The sequence below is a fragment of the Catenuloplanes sp. NPDC051500 genome (genome assembly GCF_044454585.1).
Classification (GTDB): domain Bacteria; phylum Actinomycetota; class Actinomycetes; order Mycobacteriales; family Micromonosporaceae; genus Catenuloplanes.
In genome coordinates, this window is record NZ_JBITDX010000020.1 from 85656 (window position 1) to 99799 (window position 14144).

At 72.3% G+C, this 14144-nt stretch carries 17 protein-coding genes and 1 pseudogene; 13 read left to right on the forward strand and 5 right to left on the reverse strand.

The annotated features are described in order from the left end of the window. The first annotated feature begins 125 nt into the window (after window positions 1-125). Together ACIA8K_RS31685 and ACIA8K_RS31690 are read left to right on the forward strand one after the other, a co-directional pair. The gene (locus tag ACIA8K_RS31685; protein WP_396065892.1) at window positions 126-917 is read left to right on the forward strand and encodes a maleylpyruvate isomerase N-terminal domain-containing protein; all 792 of its coding nucleotides are present in this window, start codon (window positions 126-128) and stop codon (window positions 915-917) included. 2 nt (window positions 918-919) lie between these two features. Continuing rightward, the gene (locus ACIA8K_RS31690; RefSeq protein WP_396065894.1) at window positions 920-1336 is read left to right on the forward strand and encodes a DUF1810 domain-containing protein; all 417 of its coding nucleotides are present in this window, start codon (window positions 920-922) and stop codon (window positions 1334-1336) included. On the opposite strand, the pseudogene ACIA8K_RS31695 reads toward ACIA8K_RS31690, so the two are convergent. After that, a pseudogene (locus ACIA8K_RS31695) lies at window positions 1314-1475 on the reverse strand (DUF4440 domain-containing protein); the annotation flags it as partial. The gene ACIA8K_RS31690 and the pseudogene ACIA8K_RS31695 overlap by 23 nt on opposite strands. Before the next feature lie 62 nt (window positions 1476-1537). Here ACIA8K_RS31695 and ACIA8K_RS31700 point away from each other — a divergent pair. The 4 genes from ACIA8K_RS31700 to ACIA8K_RS31715 all read left to right on the forward strand — a co-directional run bounded on the left by ACIA8K_RS31700 (window position 1538) and on the right by ACIA8K_RS31715 (window position 4663). Further along, window positions 1538-1894 carry a LysR substrate-binding domain-containing protein gene (locus tag ACIA8K_RS31700; protein ID WP_396065896.1) on the forward strand — a complete coding sequence of 119 codons (357 nt, stop codon included), beginning with the start codon at window positions 1538-1540 and terminating at the stop codon, window positions 1892-1894. A gap of 11 nt (window positions 1895-1905) precedes the next feature. Continuing rightward, window positions 1906-3210: an acyl-CoA synthetase gene (locus ACIA8K_RS31705; RefSeq protein ID WP_396065898.1), complete on the forward strand. Its 1305-nt coding sequence runs from the start codon at window positions 1906-1908 to the stop codon at window positions 3208-3210. 72 nt (window positions 3211-3282) lie between these two features. Further along, the gene (locus ACIA8K_RS31710; RefSeq protein WP_396065900.1) at window positions 3283-4122 is read left to right on the forward strand and encodes an ATP-grasp domain-containing protein; all 840 of its coding nucleotides are present in this window, start codon (window positions 3283-3285) and stop codon (window positions 4120-4122) included. Between the two features lie 10 nt (window positions 4123-4132). Continuing rightward, window positions 4133-4663, forward strand: a complete 531-nt coding sequence (locus tag ACIA8K_RS31715; RefSeq protein WP_396065902.1) for a DUF664 domain-containing protein — start codon at window positions 4133-4135, stop codon at window positions 4661-4663. Here ACIA8K_RS31715 and ACIA8K_RS31720 read toward each other — a convergent pair. Further along, entirely contained in the window at window positions 4633-5508 is an 876-nt protein-coding gene (locus ACIA8K_RS31720; RefSeq protein ID WP_396065904.1) for a discoidin domain-containing protein, read from the reverse strand. The genes ACIA8K_RS31715 and ACIA8K_RS31720 overlap by 31 nt on opposite strands. Before the next feature lie 160 nt (window positions 5509-5668). After that, window positions 5669-6766, reverse strand: coding sequence for a zinc-binding alcohol dehydrogenase family protein (locus tag ACIA8K_RS31725; RefSeq protein ID WP_396065906.1), 1098 nt, complete (start codon window positions 6764-6766; stop codon window positions 5669-5671). Between the two features lie 89 nt (window positions 6767-6855). On the opposite strand from ACIA8K_RS31725, the gene ACIA8K_RS31730 reads away from it, so the two are divergent. Both ACIA8K_RS31730 and ACIA8K_RS31735 read left to right on the forward strand, forming a co-directional pair. Beyond that, on the forward strand, window positions 6856-7413 hold the full coding sequence (locus ACIA8K_RS31730; protein ID WP_396065908.1) for a TetR/AcrR family transcriptional regulator: 558 nt from the start codon (window positions 6856-6858) through the stop codon (window positions 7411-7413). A gap of 67 nt (window positions 7414-7480) precedes the next feature. Continuing rightward, a complete protein-coding gene (locus tag ACIA8K_RS31735) occupies window positions 7481-8230 on the forward strand; it encodes a phosphatase PAP2 family protein (RefSeq protein ID WP_396065910.1) in 750 nt (249 codons plus the stop codon). A 19-nt stretch (window positions 8231-8249) separates the two neighbouring features. Here ACIA8K_RS31735 and soxR read toward each other — a convergent pair whose 3' ends face one another. Then, the gene (soxR, locus tag ACIA8K_RS31740) at window positions 8250-8708 is read right to left on the reverse strand and encodes a redox-sensitive transcriptional activator SoxR (protein WP_396065912.1); all 459 of its coding nucleotides are present in this window, start codon (window positions 8706-8708) and stop codon (window positions 8250-8252) included. 95 nt (window positions 8709-8803) lie between these two features. On the opposite strand from soxR, the gene ACIA8K_RS31745 reads away from it, so the two are divergent. The 4 genes from ACIA8K_RS31745 (at window position 8804) to ACIA8K_RS31760 (ending at window position 12580) form a co-directional block, all read left to right on the forward strand. After that, entirely contained in the window at window positions 8804-9517 is a 714-nt protein-coding gene (locus tag ACIA8K_RS31745) for a phosphatase PAP2 family protein (protein ID WP_396065914.1), read from the forward strand. 99 nt (window positions 9518-9616) lie between these two features. Then, on the forward strand, window positions 9617-10375 hold the full coding sequence (locus tag ACIA8K_RS31750; RefSeq protein WP_396065916.1) for an SDR family oxidoreductase: 759 nt from the start codon (window positions 9617-9619) through the stop codon (window positions 10373-10375). Beyond that, on the forward strand, window positions 10368-11528 hold the full coding sequence (locus ACIA8K_RS31755; RefSeq protein WP_396065918.1) for an acyl-CoA dehydrogenase family protein: 1161 nt from the start codon (window positions 10368-10370) through the stop codon (window positions 11526-11528). Before ACIA8K_RS31750 ends, ACIA8K_RS31755 begins: the two co-directional genes overlap by 8 nt. Further along, the gene (locus ACIA8K_RS31760; protein WP_396065920.1) at window positions 11525-12580 is read left to right on the forward strand and encodes an acyl-CoA dehydrogenase family protein; all 1056 of its coding nucleotides are present in this window, start codon (window positions 11525-11527) and stop codon (window positions 12578-12580) included. The genes ACIA8K_RS31755 and ACIA8K_RS31760 overlap by 4 nt, the downstream gene beginning before the upstream one ends. Before the next feature lie 24 nt (window positions 12581-12604). Here the strand turns inward: ACIA8K_RS31760 and ACIA8K_RS31765 are convergent, their stop codons facing one another. Next, window positions 12605-13387: a class I SAM-dependent methyltransferase gene (locus tag ACIA8K_RS31765; RefSeq protein ID WP_396065922.1), complete on the reverse strand. Its 783-nt coding sequence runs from the start codon at window positions 13385-13387 to the stop codon at window positions 12605-12607. A gap of 71 nt (window positions 13388-13458) precedes the next feature. Between ACIA8K_RS31765 and ACIA8K_RS31770 the strand changes: the two genes are divergently transcribed. Next, entirely contained in the window at window positions 13459-14040 is a 582-nt protein-coding gene (locus ACIA8K_RS31770) for a TetR/AcrR family transcriptional regulator (RefSeq protein WP_396065924.1), read from the forward strand. Window positions 14041-14144 lie beyond the last annotated feature (104 nt).

Genomic DNA, 14144 nt, shown 5'->3' on the forward strand with positions numbered 1-14144 from the left:
GGTCAGCGGGTAGGCCGGCCTCCACAAACCATTCCCACACACCGCTGCATCAGATGGTGGGGCATGATGTGGTTTGCCGGACCAATGGTCTGACAAGTCGACGACTCCGATGGGCAGGATGCAGGATGAGCACAGACGCAGACAATGTGATCGCCGTGCTGCGGACCGGGCACGATGAGCTGACAGCGTTCGTGGGAAAGCTTGGCCCTGACGACCTGACCAGGACGTCCGCGGCCGACGAGTGGACCGTCGCGCAGGTGCTGAGCCACCTGGGCAGCGGCGCCGAGATCGCGCTGGGCCAGCTGGCGGCGGCGCGGGACAGCACGCCGGAGCCGGGCTCGGACGCCAACCCGGGCATCTGGGCGCGGTGGGACGCGATGACGCCGCAGGAGCAGGCGGCCGCGTTCCCCGAGGCGAACGAGCGGCTCGTCTCCGCGCTCGAGGCGCTGGACGCGTCGCAGCGTGCCGGCCTGCGGGTCGAGCTCGGCTGGATGCCCGCGCCGGTCGACGTGGCCACCGCCGCCCGCCTGCGGCTGAGCGAGTTCGCCTTCCACCGCTGGGACGTCGAGGCCACGTTCGACACCGGCGCGCAGATCATGGCCCCCGCCGTGCCGGAACTGATCGACCAGGTCGGCGGGATGGCGTCCTGGCTCAGCAAGCCCGAGTCGCTGAACGGCAAGGAGTACACGCTTGCCGTGCGACTCACCGACCTGGACCGCACGCTCGGCCTGCAGCTGGGCGAGCAGATCGCCAAGACCGACGCGCCGGAGACGCCGGACGGCACCCTCACGCTGACGTCCGAGTCGCTGATCCGGCTGATCTTCGGCCGGCTCAAGCCGCCCTACGGCGTGGACGCGGTCGAGATCACCGGCCCGCTGAGCCTGGACGATCTTCGCCGCGTCTTCCCGGGCTTCTGAGCATGGCCGATCTGCAGCGGTTCGTGGACGCCCAGGAGGACGTCCACGACCGCGCGCTCGCGGAGCTCCGGGCCGGCGAGAAGCGCAGCCACTGGATGTGGTTCGTCTTCCCGCAGCTCGCCGGCCTGGGCCGGAGCGAGATGGCGCAGCGGTACGCGATCTCCTCGCTGGACGAGGCGCGCGCCTACCTGGACCACCCGGTCCTCGGCGCCCGGCTGCGCGAGTGCACACGCGCGGTGCTCGACGCCGCGCCGCGCTCCGCCGAGCAGATCTTCGGCGGCATCGACGCGGTCAAGCTCCGCTCCTCGATGACGCTCTTCGCCCGCGCGGCCGGACCGGACGAGACGCTCTTCGCGGACGTCCTGGCCGCCTACTTCGACGGCGCGGCGGATCCGCTCACGACGCAGAAGCTGGGGTGAGCTCCGGGTGGTCGAGCACGCGCAGCCAGGATCCGTCCGGCTGCCGGCGGGCCACCTGGGCACGCGCCCCCTTCCCGTCCTTCGCCGCGGTCGCGGTCAACGCCAGATCGCCGGCGATCAGCGTGGGCAGCGGCTCCTCGAACGCGGGCGCTTGTCGGCACCGCAGGTCCGCCGCCAGCCGACCTCGGCCGCCACGAGCTGGTGCGCGAGCGGCTGATAGCGATCCCGCCGCCGGGCCACGCGCTCGCCGGCCGCGCCGAGGTGACGCTCGCCGAGCTGCTGACGTACCCCCTGATCTGCCTTCCGCCCGGCACCGGCATCCGCACGGTGCTCGACCGTGCCGCCGGAGATGCACCACCGCAGCCGATGCAGGCCACCGCGCCCGGCGCGATCCTCGACTTGGCCGCGCGCGGACTCGGCGTCGGCGTGCTCAGCGAATCCATGGCCGACGGCGTGATCATCACCGGAGTTCCGGAGGCGGTGGTGCTCGCCCTGGTGTGGCGATCACCTGAGACCGCCGCGGTCCGCGCCTTCCGCACGATCTTCACAAACCTTTAGAGGGGGTACGGATGCAGCTGTTTCCACTGGCCACGGCCGAGGTGACGGTCGGGGACCGGACGCTGCCGTTCGACGCGCTGCACGGGGCGGCGTCCGCCGTGGCCGCGCGGGTGCAGGGCGCGCCCGCGATCGCGGTCCGGGCGGAGGCCACCGCCGAGACGGTGGTCGCAGTGGTCGGCTGCCTGCTCGCCGGAGTCCCGGTCGTGCCACTGGCGCCGGACTCGGGCCCGAAGGAGTTGTCGCACGTGCTGGGAGACTCCGGGGCCACGCTGCTGGAACACGTCGACCTTGCCTCTCGTGGTGCCTGGACCGGCCCGGAGCCGGGCCCGGACGAGACCGCCCTGATCCTCTACACGTCAGGCACGACAGGTCTCCCGAAAGGGGTGCCGGTCAGCCGCCGGGCGATCGCCACCTGCCTGGACGGGCTGGCCGAGCGGTGGGCCTGGGACCCGGACGATGTGCTTGTCCACGGGCTGCCGCTGTATCACGTGCACGGCCTGGTGCTGGGCGTGCTCGGCCCGCTGCGGGTCGGCGGGCGCCTGATCCACACGGTCCGGCCACAACCCGCGCTATACGCCGCCGCGGCGGGAACGCTCTACTTCGGCGTCCCGACCGTGTGGTCGCGGGTGGCCGGCGATCCGGACTCGGCGAAGGCGCTGCGGTCGGCGCGGCTCCTCGTCTCCGGGAGCGCCGCGCTGCCCGGCGGAGTGGCACGCGACCTGGCCGCCCTGACCGGCCTGGTGCCGGTGGAGCGGTACGGCATGACGGAAACGCTTATCACGATCGCGGCCGACGCCCGTGCGGAGCGGCGGGTCGGCTGGGTGGGAACCCCGATCGCTGGGGTCTCGGCGCGGGTGAACGCGGACGCGGACGGCGAGACCCCCGGTGACCTGCAGGTTCGCGGGGAGACGGTGTTCACGGGGTATCTGGGGCGCGCGGGCGCCGGCTTCACTGACGACGGCTGGTTCGACACGGGAGACGTCGCGGTGGTGGACCGGGACGGATGGTTCAAGATCGTCGGCCGGAAGTCGACGGATCTGATCAAATCCGGCGGGTACCGGATCGGGGCCGGAGAGGTCGAAGCGGCACTGCTCGACCATCCGGGCGTTTCCGAGGCGGCCGTGATCGGGGCACCGGATGCGGATCTGGGGGAGCGGGTGGTGGCGTATGTGGTCGCGGAGGGAGTGTCGGCCGCGGAGCTGATCGACTTCGTTGCGCGGGTGCTGTCGGTGCACAAGAGGCCGAGGGAGGTCCGGTTCGTGGAGGGGCTGCCACGGAACCATATGGGGAAGGTGCAGAAGGCGCTTCTGGCCTGAGGTCGTGGCGGGTCTCCGAGGGAGCGGGGCAACCCGAAAGCACCGGGCGTGCGGTCACCGTACCCTCGGGGGATGCTGTTGATTGTGCCGGCGGATCCGATGCGGCCCCGGCGGGCCGATGAGCACTTTGCGGCGGAGGCGGCGGCCGCGCGGGAGGCCGGCGTGGAGGTCGCGGTGATCGACCACGATGCGCTGGCGGGTGGTGGGGATCCGGATCAGGCGGTGGCGCGGGTTCCGGCGAGCACTGACGCGGTCTACCGGGGGTGGATGTTGCCGGCTGCCGGGTACGGGGCGATGGCGGCCGCGCTGGGCCGGCGCGAGGTCAGCCTGCGCACCGGCGCGGACGACTATCGGACCGCGCATGAGCTTCCCGGGTGGTACGCGGCGTTGGAGAGCGTCACGCCGGAGACGGTGTGGACGGCCGGCGACGCGCGGGAGGACTTCGACCGGGCGTGCGAACGGCTCGGCGGCGGCGCGGCGGTACTGCGTGATTACACGAAGAGCGCGAAACACCACTGGCACGAGGCGGCGTATGTGCCGGATCTGACCGACGGTGAGGCGGCCTGGCGGGTCGCGAGCCGACTGCGGGAGCTGCGCGGCGGGGACTTCGCGGGTGGGTTCGTGGTGCGCCGGTTCGAGCGGCTGACCGGGACCGAGGTGCGGACCTGGTGGGTGGCGGGCGAGTGCCGGCTGACCGGGGCGCATCCGGACACGCCTGGAGCTGTCTGCGTGCCCGATCTGACCGCGGTGACCCCGCTTGTCGCGGCGTTGGGGCTGCCGTTCGTCACTGTCGATCTCGCGTTGCGGGAGGACGGGGAGTGGCGCGTGGTCGAGCTGGGCGACGGGCAGGTCAGCGATCGGCCAGCGGAGATCTCGGCGGAGACGTTGGTAGCGGCGTTGCTCGCGGGGTAAGACGGACGGGATGACGACGCTCCTGCCGGAACCCGGGCCGACCACAGATGTGCGCGAACTGTTCCTCACCTACCTCGACCACTACCGGGAGTCCGTCGCGGACACCGTGGAGGCGTTGGGGGAGGAGCGGGCGCGGGAGTTCCGGCTGCCGTCCGGCTGGGCGCCGATCGAACTGGTCAAGCATCTGACCTTCATGGAGCGCCGGTGGGTGGTCTGGGGCATCGCGGGCGCGGCGGTGACCGAACCGTGGGGGGACAGCGTGGACGAGCGCTGGACCGTCGGGCCGGACGAGTCGGTGGCGGAGCTGCTTGCGGCGTTGCGGGGGAGCGGGGCGGCCACGCGGCGGATCGTCGGGGCGCGGGCGCTCGATGCGGCGTCGGCGGCGGGCGGGCGTTTTCCGAAGGGCAGGGAGGAGCCGCCGAGCGTGGTGGCGGTGCTCTTCCACGTGCTGCAGGAGTACGCGCGGCACGCGGGGCACCTGGACATCGTGCGCGAGTTGATCGAGGACGGTCAGCGCACCCGGAATTCCAGCACCGAGTAGCCGTACTGGCCGTTGCGCTTGGTGCAGAACAGCCGCACGTAGCGGGCCGTCGCGGGTTTGCGGACGGTGACGGTCCCGCCGGCGCCCGCGGTCGTGCTGAAGATCGGTGACCATTTCTTCGCGTCGGTGGACGTCTCGACGCGGTAGGTGAGGGCGAACGCGTGCTCCCACACGATGTCGATCTCGCTGATCGCCCGGCTCTCGCCGAGGTCCACGATCAGCCAACCCGTGTCGGTGAACGCGCTGCTCCAGCGGGTGGTCACGTCGCCGTCGACCGCGTTCGACGCCTTCCACGGGTCGCCCTCCACGCCGGACACGCTTACCCGGCGGCCGAGCGCCAGGTTCGTCCCGCCCGGGTTCGGCTGGGCCTGCGGTGGTGCCGGCTCCGGCGCGCTCGCGCTGAGGGCCGGCGGGGCGGGGCTCGCGGAAGGAGACGGCGAGGGAGACGGCGAACGAGACGGCGTGGGGGTCGGCTCGGCGGGCGGGGTCAACGCCGGCACCACCACGCCGGCCTGCTGCTCCTCCCGGTCGGCCGGCTCCGGCGCCGCCGTCGCGGTGAGGAGAACCGCCGCTGACGCGGCCAGAATCAGCGCCACACCGGCCCCGACGATCACCCACGCCCGCTTCCTTGACAAACGCGGCGGGGGTACGAAAGGTGCTTCCCCGGCCGCTGCCGTGTCCTCAGCCGGGGCCGGCGGCGTTTCCGGGCTCAGCGGCGGCTCCTCGACCGCGGCCACCCGCCGGGGGAACATCGTGCGCAGCGCATGCGCCCGGTCCGCCGCGTAATCGGCGCGCTCGGCATCGCCGGCCGGTGTCGTCCCGTGCTCCGCTGAAATCCCGGCCACGTCGTTGTGCCTCCGGTTGTGCCGCTCTGTGTGAACGTTCCCATACGCCGTGTGGGTACGCCCCGGCATGCTCGTCGCGTGCCGGGCCGCCGCGAGCGTAGGTCCGCCGGTGGTCCGCCTCCCAGTTCACCAGGTGTTCACAGCTGTTCATCGACGCGGTTCAGAGCGTGACCACCAGCTTGGCGGCCGAGACGCCCTTGCGCTGCAGGTCCATCGCGTGCTGGATGTCCGAGAGGGAGCTGCCGACGACTGACGCGGCCGGCAGTGCGCGGTAGCGGCCCTCGGCAAGCGCGGCCGGCAGGAAGTCGCGGAAGATCGCGGGGCCGACCTCGTTCTTCTTCAGGTCCGACCCGATGACGAACTTGACGCGCACGCCGTGGCGCAGCGCGGCCGCGACCATCCCGGCGCCGCCGCCGAGCATCCCGGCCACGGTGCGTGGCAGGGAGAAGCCGTTCTCGAACGTGACGGGCGCGGTGGCGGCCGAGACGACACGGTTGCCACGTGACGCGCCGGCGATCCGGATGCACGCCCGCGCCGAGCCGGGACCGATCGCGAGCGCGCCGGCGAGCGTACGGCCGCGGAGGATCTCGATCATGTCCTTCTCCGCTGTGGGGCTGCGGTAGTCGAGCACGTGGGACGCGCCGAGCTCGGTGAGCCAGCCGGCGTTGTGCGGCGACGCGGTGGTGACCACCTCGTAGCCGGCGGCCACGGCGAGCTGCACCGCGTTGCTGCCGACGCTCGTGGCGCCGCCCCAGACCAGCACGGTCTCGCCGGTCGGCGCGCTGTCGGCGGCCGGATGCCGCAGCCCGAGATGGCCGGTCTGGAACAGCGCGCACGCGGCGGTGGAGAGGCCGAGCGGAAGCACTGCCGCGTCCGTGTACGGCAGGTCCGCCGGAATCGGGCTGGCCAGCCGCTCAAGCGCGACCGTGTACTGCTGGAACGCGCCCTGGGCGGCGCTGTTCGCGTCCCGGTCGGTGCCGGCGGACAGGGCGAGCACCCGGTCGCCGGGCCTGAAGCGGGTCACTGCCGTGCCGACCTCGACCACCTCGCCGGCCAGGTCCGCACCGAGCACGAAAGGGTAGGCGAGCCAGGAGTAGGCGACCCGGCCGGCAACCTGGATCACCCAGTCCAGCGGGTTGATGGCGACGGCGTGGGTGCGGACGACGATCTCGTCCGGGCCGGGGGCGGTGTACGGCGCGGGGCCGACCTCCAGCGGGCGGTTGCGGGCGGGGATCCAGGCGGCGGTGTTCGTGGGCATTGCGGCACACTCTCCTCGTGATTGCACTCGGTGCAGTCCGAAGCATGGCACGTGAATGCACCGAGTGCAATCGCGGGTAGGATCTGCGCATGGCACGGTGGGAACCGGACGCGCGCGGGCGTCTGCAGCAGGCGGCCATGGAGCTGTTCCGCGACCGGGGGTACGCCGACGTGACGGTGGCCGAGATAGCCGAGCGGGCCGGGCTGACCAAACGGACGTTCTTCAACCACTTCGCGGACAAGCGCGAGGTGTTCTTCGCGAACGCGCAGATGTTCGAGGAGGACGTGCTCGCCGAGCTGGCCGGCGCGGACCCGGCGCTGAGGCCGATCGACGCGGCCGTACGTGCGGTCACCCGGGCCGGGCTCAAGCTGGCGCCCTACTACGAATACGCCAAGGCGCGGAACGCGGTCCTCGCGGTAACCCCCGAGCTGCGCGAACGCGACCTGGTCAAGTCGGACCGGCTGGCCCGCGCGATGGCAGGCGAGCTGGTCCGGCGCGGCGCCTCGGAGCGCACCGCCGGGTTCGCCGCCGAGGCCGCGCTTGCCGTCTTCGCGCTCGCCGCCGCGGACTGGATCGCCACCCCGGCCGCGGACCTGGCCGGCTTCATGGAGCGCGCGCTCACCGACCTCCGCGACGCCGTCGGGTGAACACCGCTTGAGGTATCGGTCCGCGGACCGGCAGATTCTTCCCAGGCAACCGGGGTAAGAGAGGTGGATGCCTCTCCTCACCGAAGCACCTCGGACCTGGTGGGCGCGGCGGCTCGACCCGCAGAGCTCGCTGGGCCTCCGGCTCACGCTCGCGGCCTCGGCGGCGGCCCTGATCCTCATCCCGTTCTCGGTGATCGCCATGCTGGTGATCTCCGCCTGGTGGCCGCTGCGAAGCGTCGACGAGCGCCTCGCGCACTCGCTTCACTCGTTCGCGGTGAGCCGTCCCGGCTGGGTGGACGCGGTGCAGACGTGGACCGACGTGTTCGGCCCCGGCCCGCTGCGCATCGCGGTCGTGGTGGCCGCCGTGCTGCTGTTCCTGCGCGGCTCACGGCGGGTGGCGCTCTGGGCGGTCACCACGATCACCGCGGGCGGCCTGCTCGGCTTCCTGCTCAAGCTGCTGTTCGGGCGCGACCGGCCGGACTTCCTGGACCCGGTGTCGTCCGCCCCGGGCTACTCGTTCCCGTCCGGGCACTCGATGACCGCGATCGTTGCCGCCGCGGTGCTGCTGCTCATGCTGCTGCCGCTGACGGACGGGCTGCCGTACCGTGGCGTGTTCCGTGGCCTGATGTGGGCGCTTGCGCTCGCGATCGCGGTCGGTACCGGGCTGAGCCGGATCGCGCTCGGCGTGCACTGGATGAGCGACGTGCTTGGCGGCTGGATCATCGGCATCGCGGTGGTGGCGGCGACCACTGCCGCGTTCGAGACCTGGCGCGGCGCCTCGCACCGGCCGGTCACCGAGGGCCTCGACGAGGCCTGACGCTCAGCGCACCGAACGCTCAGCGCACCGGCGGGAGCCGGTGTGCGCCCGGGCCCTGGCCGCCGAGCACGTCGCGTGGGTTGGTCAGGTGGCAGGACTTGAGCGACAGGCAGCCGCAGCCGATGCAGTCGGTGAGGTCGTCGCGCAGCGCCTGGAGCTGGGTGATCCGCGCGTCCAGATCGGTACGCCAGGTGGCGGAGAGCTCGGCCCAGTCGTCCCGGGTCGGCGTGCGCTCGCTGGGCAGCCGGTCAAGCGCGGCCCGGATGGTGGCGAGCGGGATGCCGACGTACTGCGACGCCCTGATGAACGCGACCCGGCGCAGCGTGTCCCGGCTGAACCGGCGCTGGTTGCTCGACGTCCGGGTGCTGCGGATCAGCCCGCTGCGCTCGTAGAAGTGCAGCGCCGACACCGCGACCCCGCTGCGCTCGGCCACCTGCCCGACCGTCATCTCGTGGAATGTGGTGCGTGCTCTCGGCATGGCCGGCATCCTACCTACACCTCTACCAAGGTTTAGAGGTGAGGAACTGTCACGTGGGGTTTGGTCGCGCGCAACGGCAGGGTATGGACTTCGCCATGTCTCTCGCCGGAACCTGGGCCGTGATACGGCAGGCCGCCATACGTCTGGTGCTGCCACTTGTTCTCCTGTACGCCTTCATGGTCGGGCTCGGCCTGCTCATCACGCGCGTGCTCAATGACGTCTGGCCGCTCACGCTTGAGGACGAGGTCAACCGTCAGCTGGAGCGGGAGCGCGGCGGCACGCCGGACGTGATCTCGCTTGTCTACAGCACGATCGCCAGCACGTCTGTGGTCATCGGTGTGACCGCCGTGGTCGCGCTGGGGCTGTACCTGTGGCTGCGCAGTTGGCGGGAGCCGGCGTTCGTGATCGGCGCCGTGCTGGCCCAGTCGATCATCTTCGTGCTGACCACGCTTGCGATCGACAGGTCGCGCCCGGCGGTCGTGCACATGGACGCGTCGCCGCCGACGTCGAGCTTCCCGTCCGGGCACACCTCCGCAGCGACCGCGCTCTACGTCGCGCTCGGCTTGGTGCTGGCGTTCCACGCGGTGCGCAGGCGGACGAAGTGGGCGTGGCTGGCGCTGCTGATCTCGATCCCGCTCGGCGTCGCGCTGACCCGGATGTACCGCGGCATGCACCACCCGAGCGACGTGGTCGGCTCGTTCATCAACGCGGGTGTCTGCCTGTGGGTGATGAGCCGCGCGTTCCTCGATCGCAGCGTGGAGTGGGGCCGGTCGAAGGTCGGGGCGATCCGGGAGAGGGTCTCGGCGTAGAAAGACGACGGTCCATTCCTCCGCGTACGTACTAGCGTGGGTCCTGAACGCTGGTTTATTGTGCACTGAAGGTGCAAAAACTGCGGAGGAGTGGGCCGAATGGCGGAGCAGCAGCGCGTGGCGATCGTGACCGGGGCAGCACGCGGGATCGGGGCGGCCACGGCCGTGCGCCTGGCCGCGGACGGGTTCGCCGTCGCGGTCCTGGACCTGGCCGAGACGGATGCGAAGATCACCGCGGACGCGATCGCGGCCGCCGGCGGGCGCTCGCTCGCGGTCGGCGCGGACGTCGCGGACGCCGCACAGGTCACCGCCGCGGTGGACCGGATCGCTGCGGAGCTTGGCCCGCCGGTGGTGCTCGTCAACAACGCCGGCGTCATCCGCGACAACCTGCTCTTCAAGATGACCGAGAGCGACTGGGACACCGTGCTCACCGTCCACCTGCGCGGCGCGTTCCTGATGAGCCGGGCCGCGCAGGCACACATGACGGCCGCGAAGTGGGGCCGGATCGTCAACCTGTCGAGCACGTCCGCGCTCGGCAACCGGGGCCAGGCGAACTACGCGGCCGCGAAGGCCGGCATGCAGGGCCTCACCAAGACGCTTGCGTTCGAGCTCGGCCCGTTCGGCGTGACGGCGAACGCGGTCGCGCCCGGCTTCATCGTCACCGACATGACGGCCGCGACCGCCGCGCGCGTCAACGTGCCGTTCGACGTCTACCAGGAGAAGGCCGCGGAGCAGATCCCGGTACGCCGGGTCGGCCGCCCGGACGACGTCGCGCACACCATCTCGTTCCTCGTCTCCGAGGGCGCCGGATTCGTCTCCGGGCAGGTCATCTACGTGGCAGGTGGGCCGCGTGCCTGATGTCCGGGCGTTGGCACGGGCATTCCGATCCTCGACGGCGACCGACGACCCCCAGGCGTTCCTGCGCGCCCGGTTCGACGCGGGCCTGGCCTGGGTGCACTACCCGGAAGGGCTCGGCGGGCTCGGCGCGCCCCGCGACCAGCAGGCGATCGTCGACGAGGAACTGGCCGGCACGCCGTCGAACGATCCGCGCCGGATCGGCATCGGCCTCGGCATGGCCGCGCCCACCCTCCTCAAGCACGGCACGCCCGCGCAGCGAGAGCGGTTCCTGCGCCCGCTGTGGACCGGCGAGGAGCTGTGGTGCCAGCTGTTCAGCGAGCCCGGCGCCGGCTCCGACCTGGCCGGGCTCGCCACCCGCGCGGTCCGCGACGGCGACGGCTGGCGGATCACCGGGCAGAAGGTCTGGACCTCGCTGGCACACCGGGCACGCTGGGCGATCCTGCTCGCCCGTACCGACCCCGGCCTGCCGAAACACCGGGGCCTGACGTACTTCGTCTGCGACATGACCGCGCCCGGCGTCGAGGTGCGGCCGCTGCGCCAGCTCACCGGCGAGGCCGAGTTCAACGAGGTCTTCCTGACCGATGTGTTCCTCCCGGACGACCTGAGGCTCGGCGAGGTCGGCGAGGGCTGGTCGGTCGCGCGCACCACGCTGATGAACGAGCGCGTCTCGATCGGCGGCGGCGCCCTGCCGCGCGGCGGTGGCCTGATCGGCATCCTGACAGACCTCTGGAAGAGCGATCCGGGGGTACGGTCCGCAGCCGCGCAGGACGAGATGATCCGGCTGTGGGTGGCGGCCGAGGCGGCACGGCTCACCGGCGCGCGCGTCCGGCAGCAGCTCGCCGCCGGGGAACCGGGTCCGGAGGGGTCCGCGGTCAAGCTGGCGTTCGCGGAACTCGCCCAGCGGATCACCGGGCTGGAGCTGGAGCTGCGCGGCGCCGACGGGCTGCGGCACGACGACTGGACCATGCGGCGCGGCGAGCTCGTCGACTTCGAGGGGCGGTCGCCGACGTACCGGTGGCTGCGCGCCAAGGGCACCTCGATCGAGGGCGGCACCTCCGAGATCCTGCACAACATCATCGCCGAACGCGTGCTCGGCCTGCCCGCCGAGCCGCGCACCGACACCACCGTCCCCTGGCGGGAGCTGCCCCGATGAACCTGCTCTACAGCGCGGACGAGGAATCGCTTCGGGACTCGCTGCGCGGCCTGCTCCGTTCCCGATCCTGGTCGGCGGACGACGGCTTCGACGCGGACGTGTGGCGGCTGCTGACCACGGAGGTGGGCGTGACAGGGCTTGTCGTGCCGGAGAAGCTTGGCGGCGCGGGCGCGTCACTGCGGGAGACGGCGCTGGTCCTGGAGGAGCTGGGCCGCTTCCTGGTCCCGGTGCCGTACCTCGGGTGCGCGGTCCTGGCTCCTGTCGCGCTCCGGGTCGCGGGTGACACGTCGGTCCTGCCCCGGATCGCGGACGGCTCCGCGTGTGTGGCGCTTGCGGTGCCGTTCGCCGGTCCGCTGCCGTCGATCACGGTGGCCGGCGGTGAGCTGACCGGCCGGGTGGAGTCGGTGGCGGACGCGCTGGTCGCGGACGTGCTGCTGGTGCCGGCCGACGGTGGGCTGTACGAGGTGGCGGCGGACGGGCCCGGCGTCAGCCGTACCCCCGTGGTGTCCTTGGATGTGACCCGGCCGCTTGTGGACCTGGAGCTGACCGGCGCGCCCGGGCGGTTGATCGGGCCGGCGGGACCGGCGGTCGCGGCCGCGTTCACGGCCGGTGCGGCGGTGCTCGCCTCCGAGCAGCTCGGCGTGGCCGAGTGGTGCCTCGACACCACTGTGGAGTACGCGAAGACGCGACTGCAGTTCGGACGCCCGATCGGCTCGTTCCAGGCGGTCAAGCACCGGCTGGCGGACGTGTGGGTGTCGGTCACACAGTCCCGGGCGGTGGCGCGCTACGCCGCCGGCACGGTCTCCGACGAGGACGATCTCGGGGGTACGGAACCACGGCTGGCGGCGGCGCTTGCGCAGGCGCACTGCGGGCCGGCGGCGGTGCGGGCGGCGGAGGAGTGCGTCCAGCTGCACGGCGGCATCGGCTTCACCTGGGAGCATCCGGCCCACCTCTACCTGAAGCGGGCGAAGACGACGTCGATCGCGCTGGGAGCGGCGCCAGCGCATCGGCGGGAGCTGGCGTCGCTGCTCGACCTCGACGCGGCCTACTGAACCTCCGGCGTCGAGCACCGGGTGTCAACGCCGCCGGGCGCTGACCGCGATGGCGGTGAACTGCATGGTGAACGCGCCGCCGGCCTCGTCGACCGCCGCGCCGTTCGCCTCCAGGATCGGCTGCAGGCGCTCGGCCGGGAGGCGCGTGTGAAAGCCGAACGTAGGCAGCTGGTCCAGCCACTCGTCGCGCGTGTAGCGGCGCTCCCACGCGAACTGCCACGTCTCGGGCTCGTCGAAGCCACCTGCTGTGATCATGCCGGAGGCCGCGGTGCCGCTCATGGTCTCGTAGGCGCCGGCCGCGCTCGACAGGACCGGCGCCTCCGGTAGCAGGCGCGCGGTGATCGCCGCGAACGCCTCGGCGAGCGCGGGCTCGGGCTGCATCCCGTTCCAGAACACGGCGAGGCGGCCGTGCGGGCGCAGGACCTCGGCGGCGCGGCGGGCGCCCACGACCGGGTCCACCCAGTGCCAGGTCTGACCGGCCACGACCAGGTCGAACGTGCGTCCGCCCGGATCCCACGCCTCGAACGTTGACTCCTCCACCTCGACGCCCCTCAGGCGGGCGACGCCGGCCATCCGCGGGTCGGGCTCGACGCCCAGCACGGCGCAGCCGGCGTCCAGGAACGGCTGGGACGAGATGCCGGTGCCGCAACCGACGTCGAGCACGTCGCGGTGCGGAGTGGTGGCCGCCAGGATGGTCCGGATCATCTCGTCCGGATAGCGCGGGCGGGTCCGGTCGTAGCGTGCCGCGTCCACGCCGAACGACTCGGCAACTTGACGATACGTGTGCGTTTCCGGGTTAGTGGGCATGTGCCCACTCTAGTGGGCGCGTGCCCACTTAGCGACCGGCTAGAGTTCGCACCGAGCAGAGGAGCGCACACGTGCCGACCGGGGTGGCCATCCGCGACGTCCGCGAGCACCTGTTCGGCGCCGCCGAGCGGGTCCTGCTCCGCGACGGCGCACAGGGGTTGACAAGCCGCGCCGTCACCACCGAGGCGGGCGTGGCCAAGGGCGTGCTGCACCGGCACTTCGCCGACTTCGACGGTTTCCTCGCCGCGCTGATCGACGACCGCATCGCCCGGCTCGCGGACCGCGCCGCAGTTCTCCGCGCCGACGCCGGTTCCGGCACCGTCATCGGCAACCTGACCGACGTGCTCCTCGACCTCTTCGGCTCGGTCGCGACCGCCCTGATCGGGCTCATGATCTTCAGGGACGATCTGCGGGTACGCCTTCGCACCGCCTACCCCGGCGGCGTACCGCTGCTGTCCGACGCAGCCGCGATGGTCGCCGACTACCTCACGCTGGAACGCGACGCCGGCCGCCTGCTTCCCGACGCCGACCCGCAGATGCTGGCCCTCACCCTCCTCGGCTCCAGCCACCTCCTCGCCGCCGGCCGCCGCGACACCGCCCCCCAAGACGTCACCCGCCTCGTCACCTCAGTAGTCGGCCCCGCCCTCCCCTGACCCCCGCCCTCCGGCGCCGCCGCCCGTGCTGCGCCGCCGCCCGTGCTGCGGCTGCGGCCCGTGCTGCGGCGGCGGCCCGTGCTGTGCTCGCGTGTGTGCTGCGG

Excerpts from the sequence above, each read along its gene's own strand:
- ACIA8K_RS31705 (WP_396065898.1), top strand. The coding sequence starts at position 1,906 with ATGCAGCTGTTTCCACTGGCCACGGCCGAGGTGACGGTCGGGGACCGG.
- soxR (WP_396065912.1), bottom strand. The coding sequence starts at position 8,708 with ATGCCGAGAGCACGCACCACATTCCACGAGATGACGGTCGGGCAGGTG.
- ACIA8K_RS31730 (WP_396065908.1), top strand. The coding sequence starts at position 6,856 with ATGGCACGGTGGGAACCGGACGCGCGCGGGCGTCTGCAGCAGGCGGCC.
- ACIA8K_RS31765 (WP_396065922.1), bottom strand. The coding sequence starts at position 13,387 with ATGCCCACTAACCCGGAAACGCACACGTATCGTCAAGTTGCCGAGTCG.
- ACIA8K_RS31745 (WP_396065914.1), top strand. The coding sequence starts at position 8,804 with ATGTCTCTCGCCGGAACCTGGGCCGTGATACGGCAGGCCGCCATACGT.
- ACIA8K_RS31750 (WP_396065916.1), top strand. The coding sequence starts at position 9,617 with ATGGCGGAGCAGCAGCGCGTGGCGATCGTGACCGGGGCAGCACGCGGG.
- ACIA8K_RS31735 (WP_396065910.1), top strand. The coding sequence starts at position 7,481 with ATGCCTCTCCTCACCGAAGCACCTCGGACCTGGTGGGCGCGGCGGCTC.
- ACIA8K_RS31685 (WP_396065892.1), top strand. The coding sequence starts at position 126 with ATGAGCACAGACGCAGACAATGTGATCGCCGTGCTGCGGACCGGGCAC.
- ACIA8K_RS31760 (WP_396065920.1), top strand. The coding sequence starts at position 11,525 with ATGAACCTGCTCTACAGCGCGGACGAGGAATCGCTTCGGGACTCGCTG.
- ACIA8K_RS31725 (WP_396065906.1), bottom strand. The coding sequence starts at position 6,766 with ATGCCCACGAACACCGCCGCCTGGATCCCCGCCCGCAACCGCCCGCTG.
- ACIA8K_RS31710 (WP_396065900.1), top strand. The coding sequence starts at position 3,283 with ATGCTGTTGATTGTGCCGGCGGATCCGATGCGGCCCCGGCGGGCCGAT.
- ACIA8K_RS31690 (WP_396065894.1), top strand. The coding sequence starts at position 920 with ATGGCCGATCTGCAGCGGTTCGTGGACGCCCAGGAGGACGTCCACGAC.
- ACIA8K_RS31715 (WP_396065902.1), top strand. The coding sequence starts at position 4,133 with ATGACGACGCTCCTGCCGGAACCCGGGCCGACCACAGATGTGCGCGAA.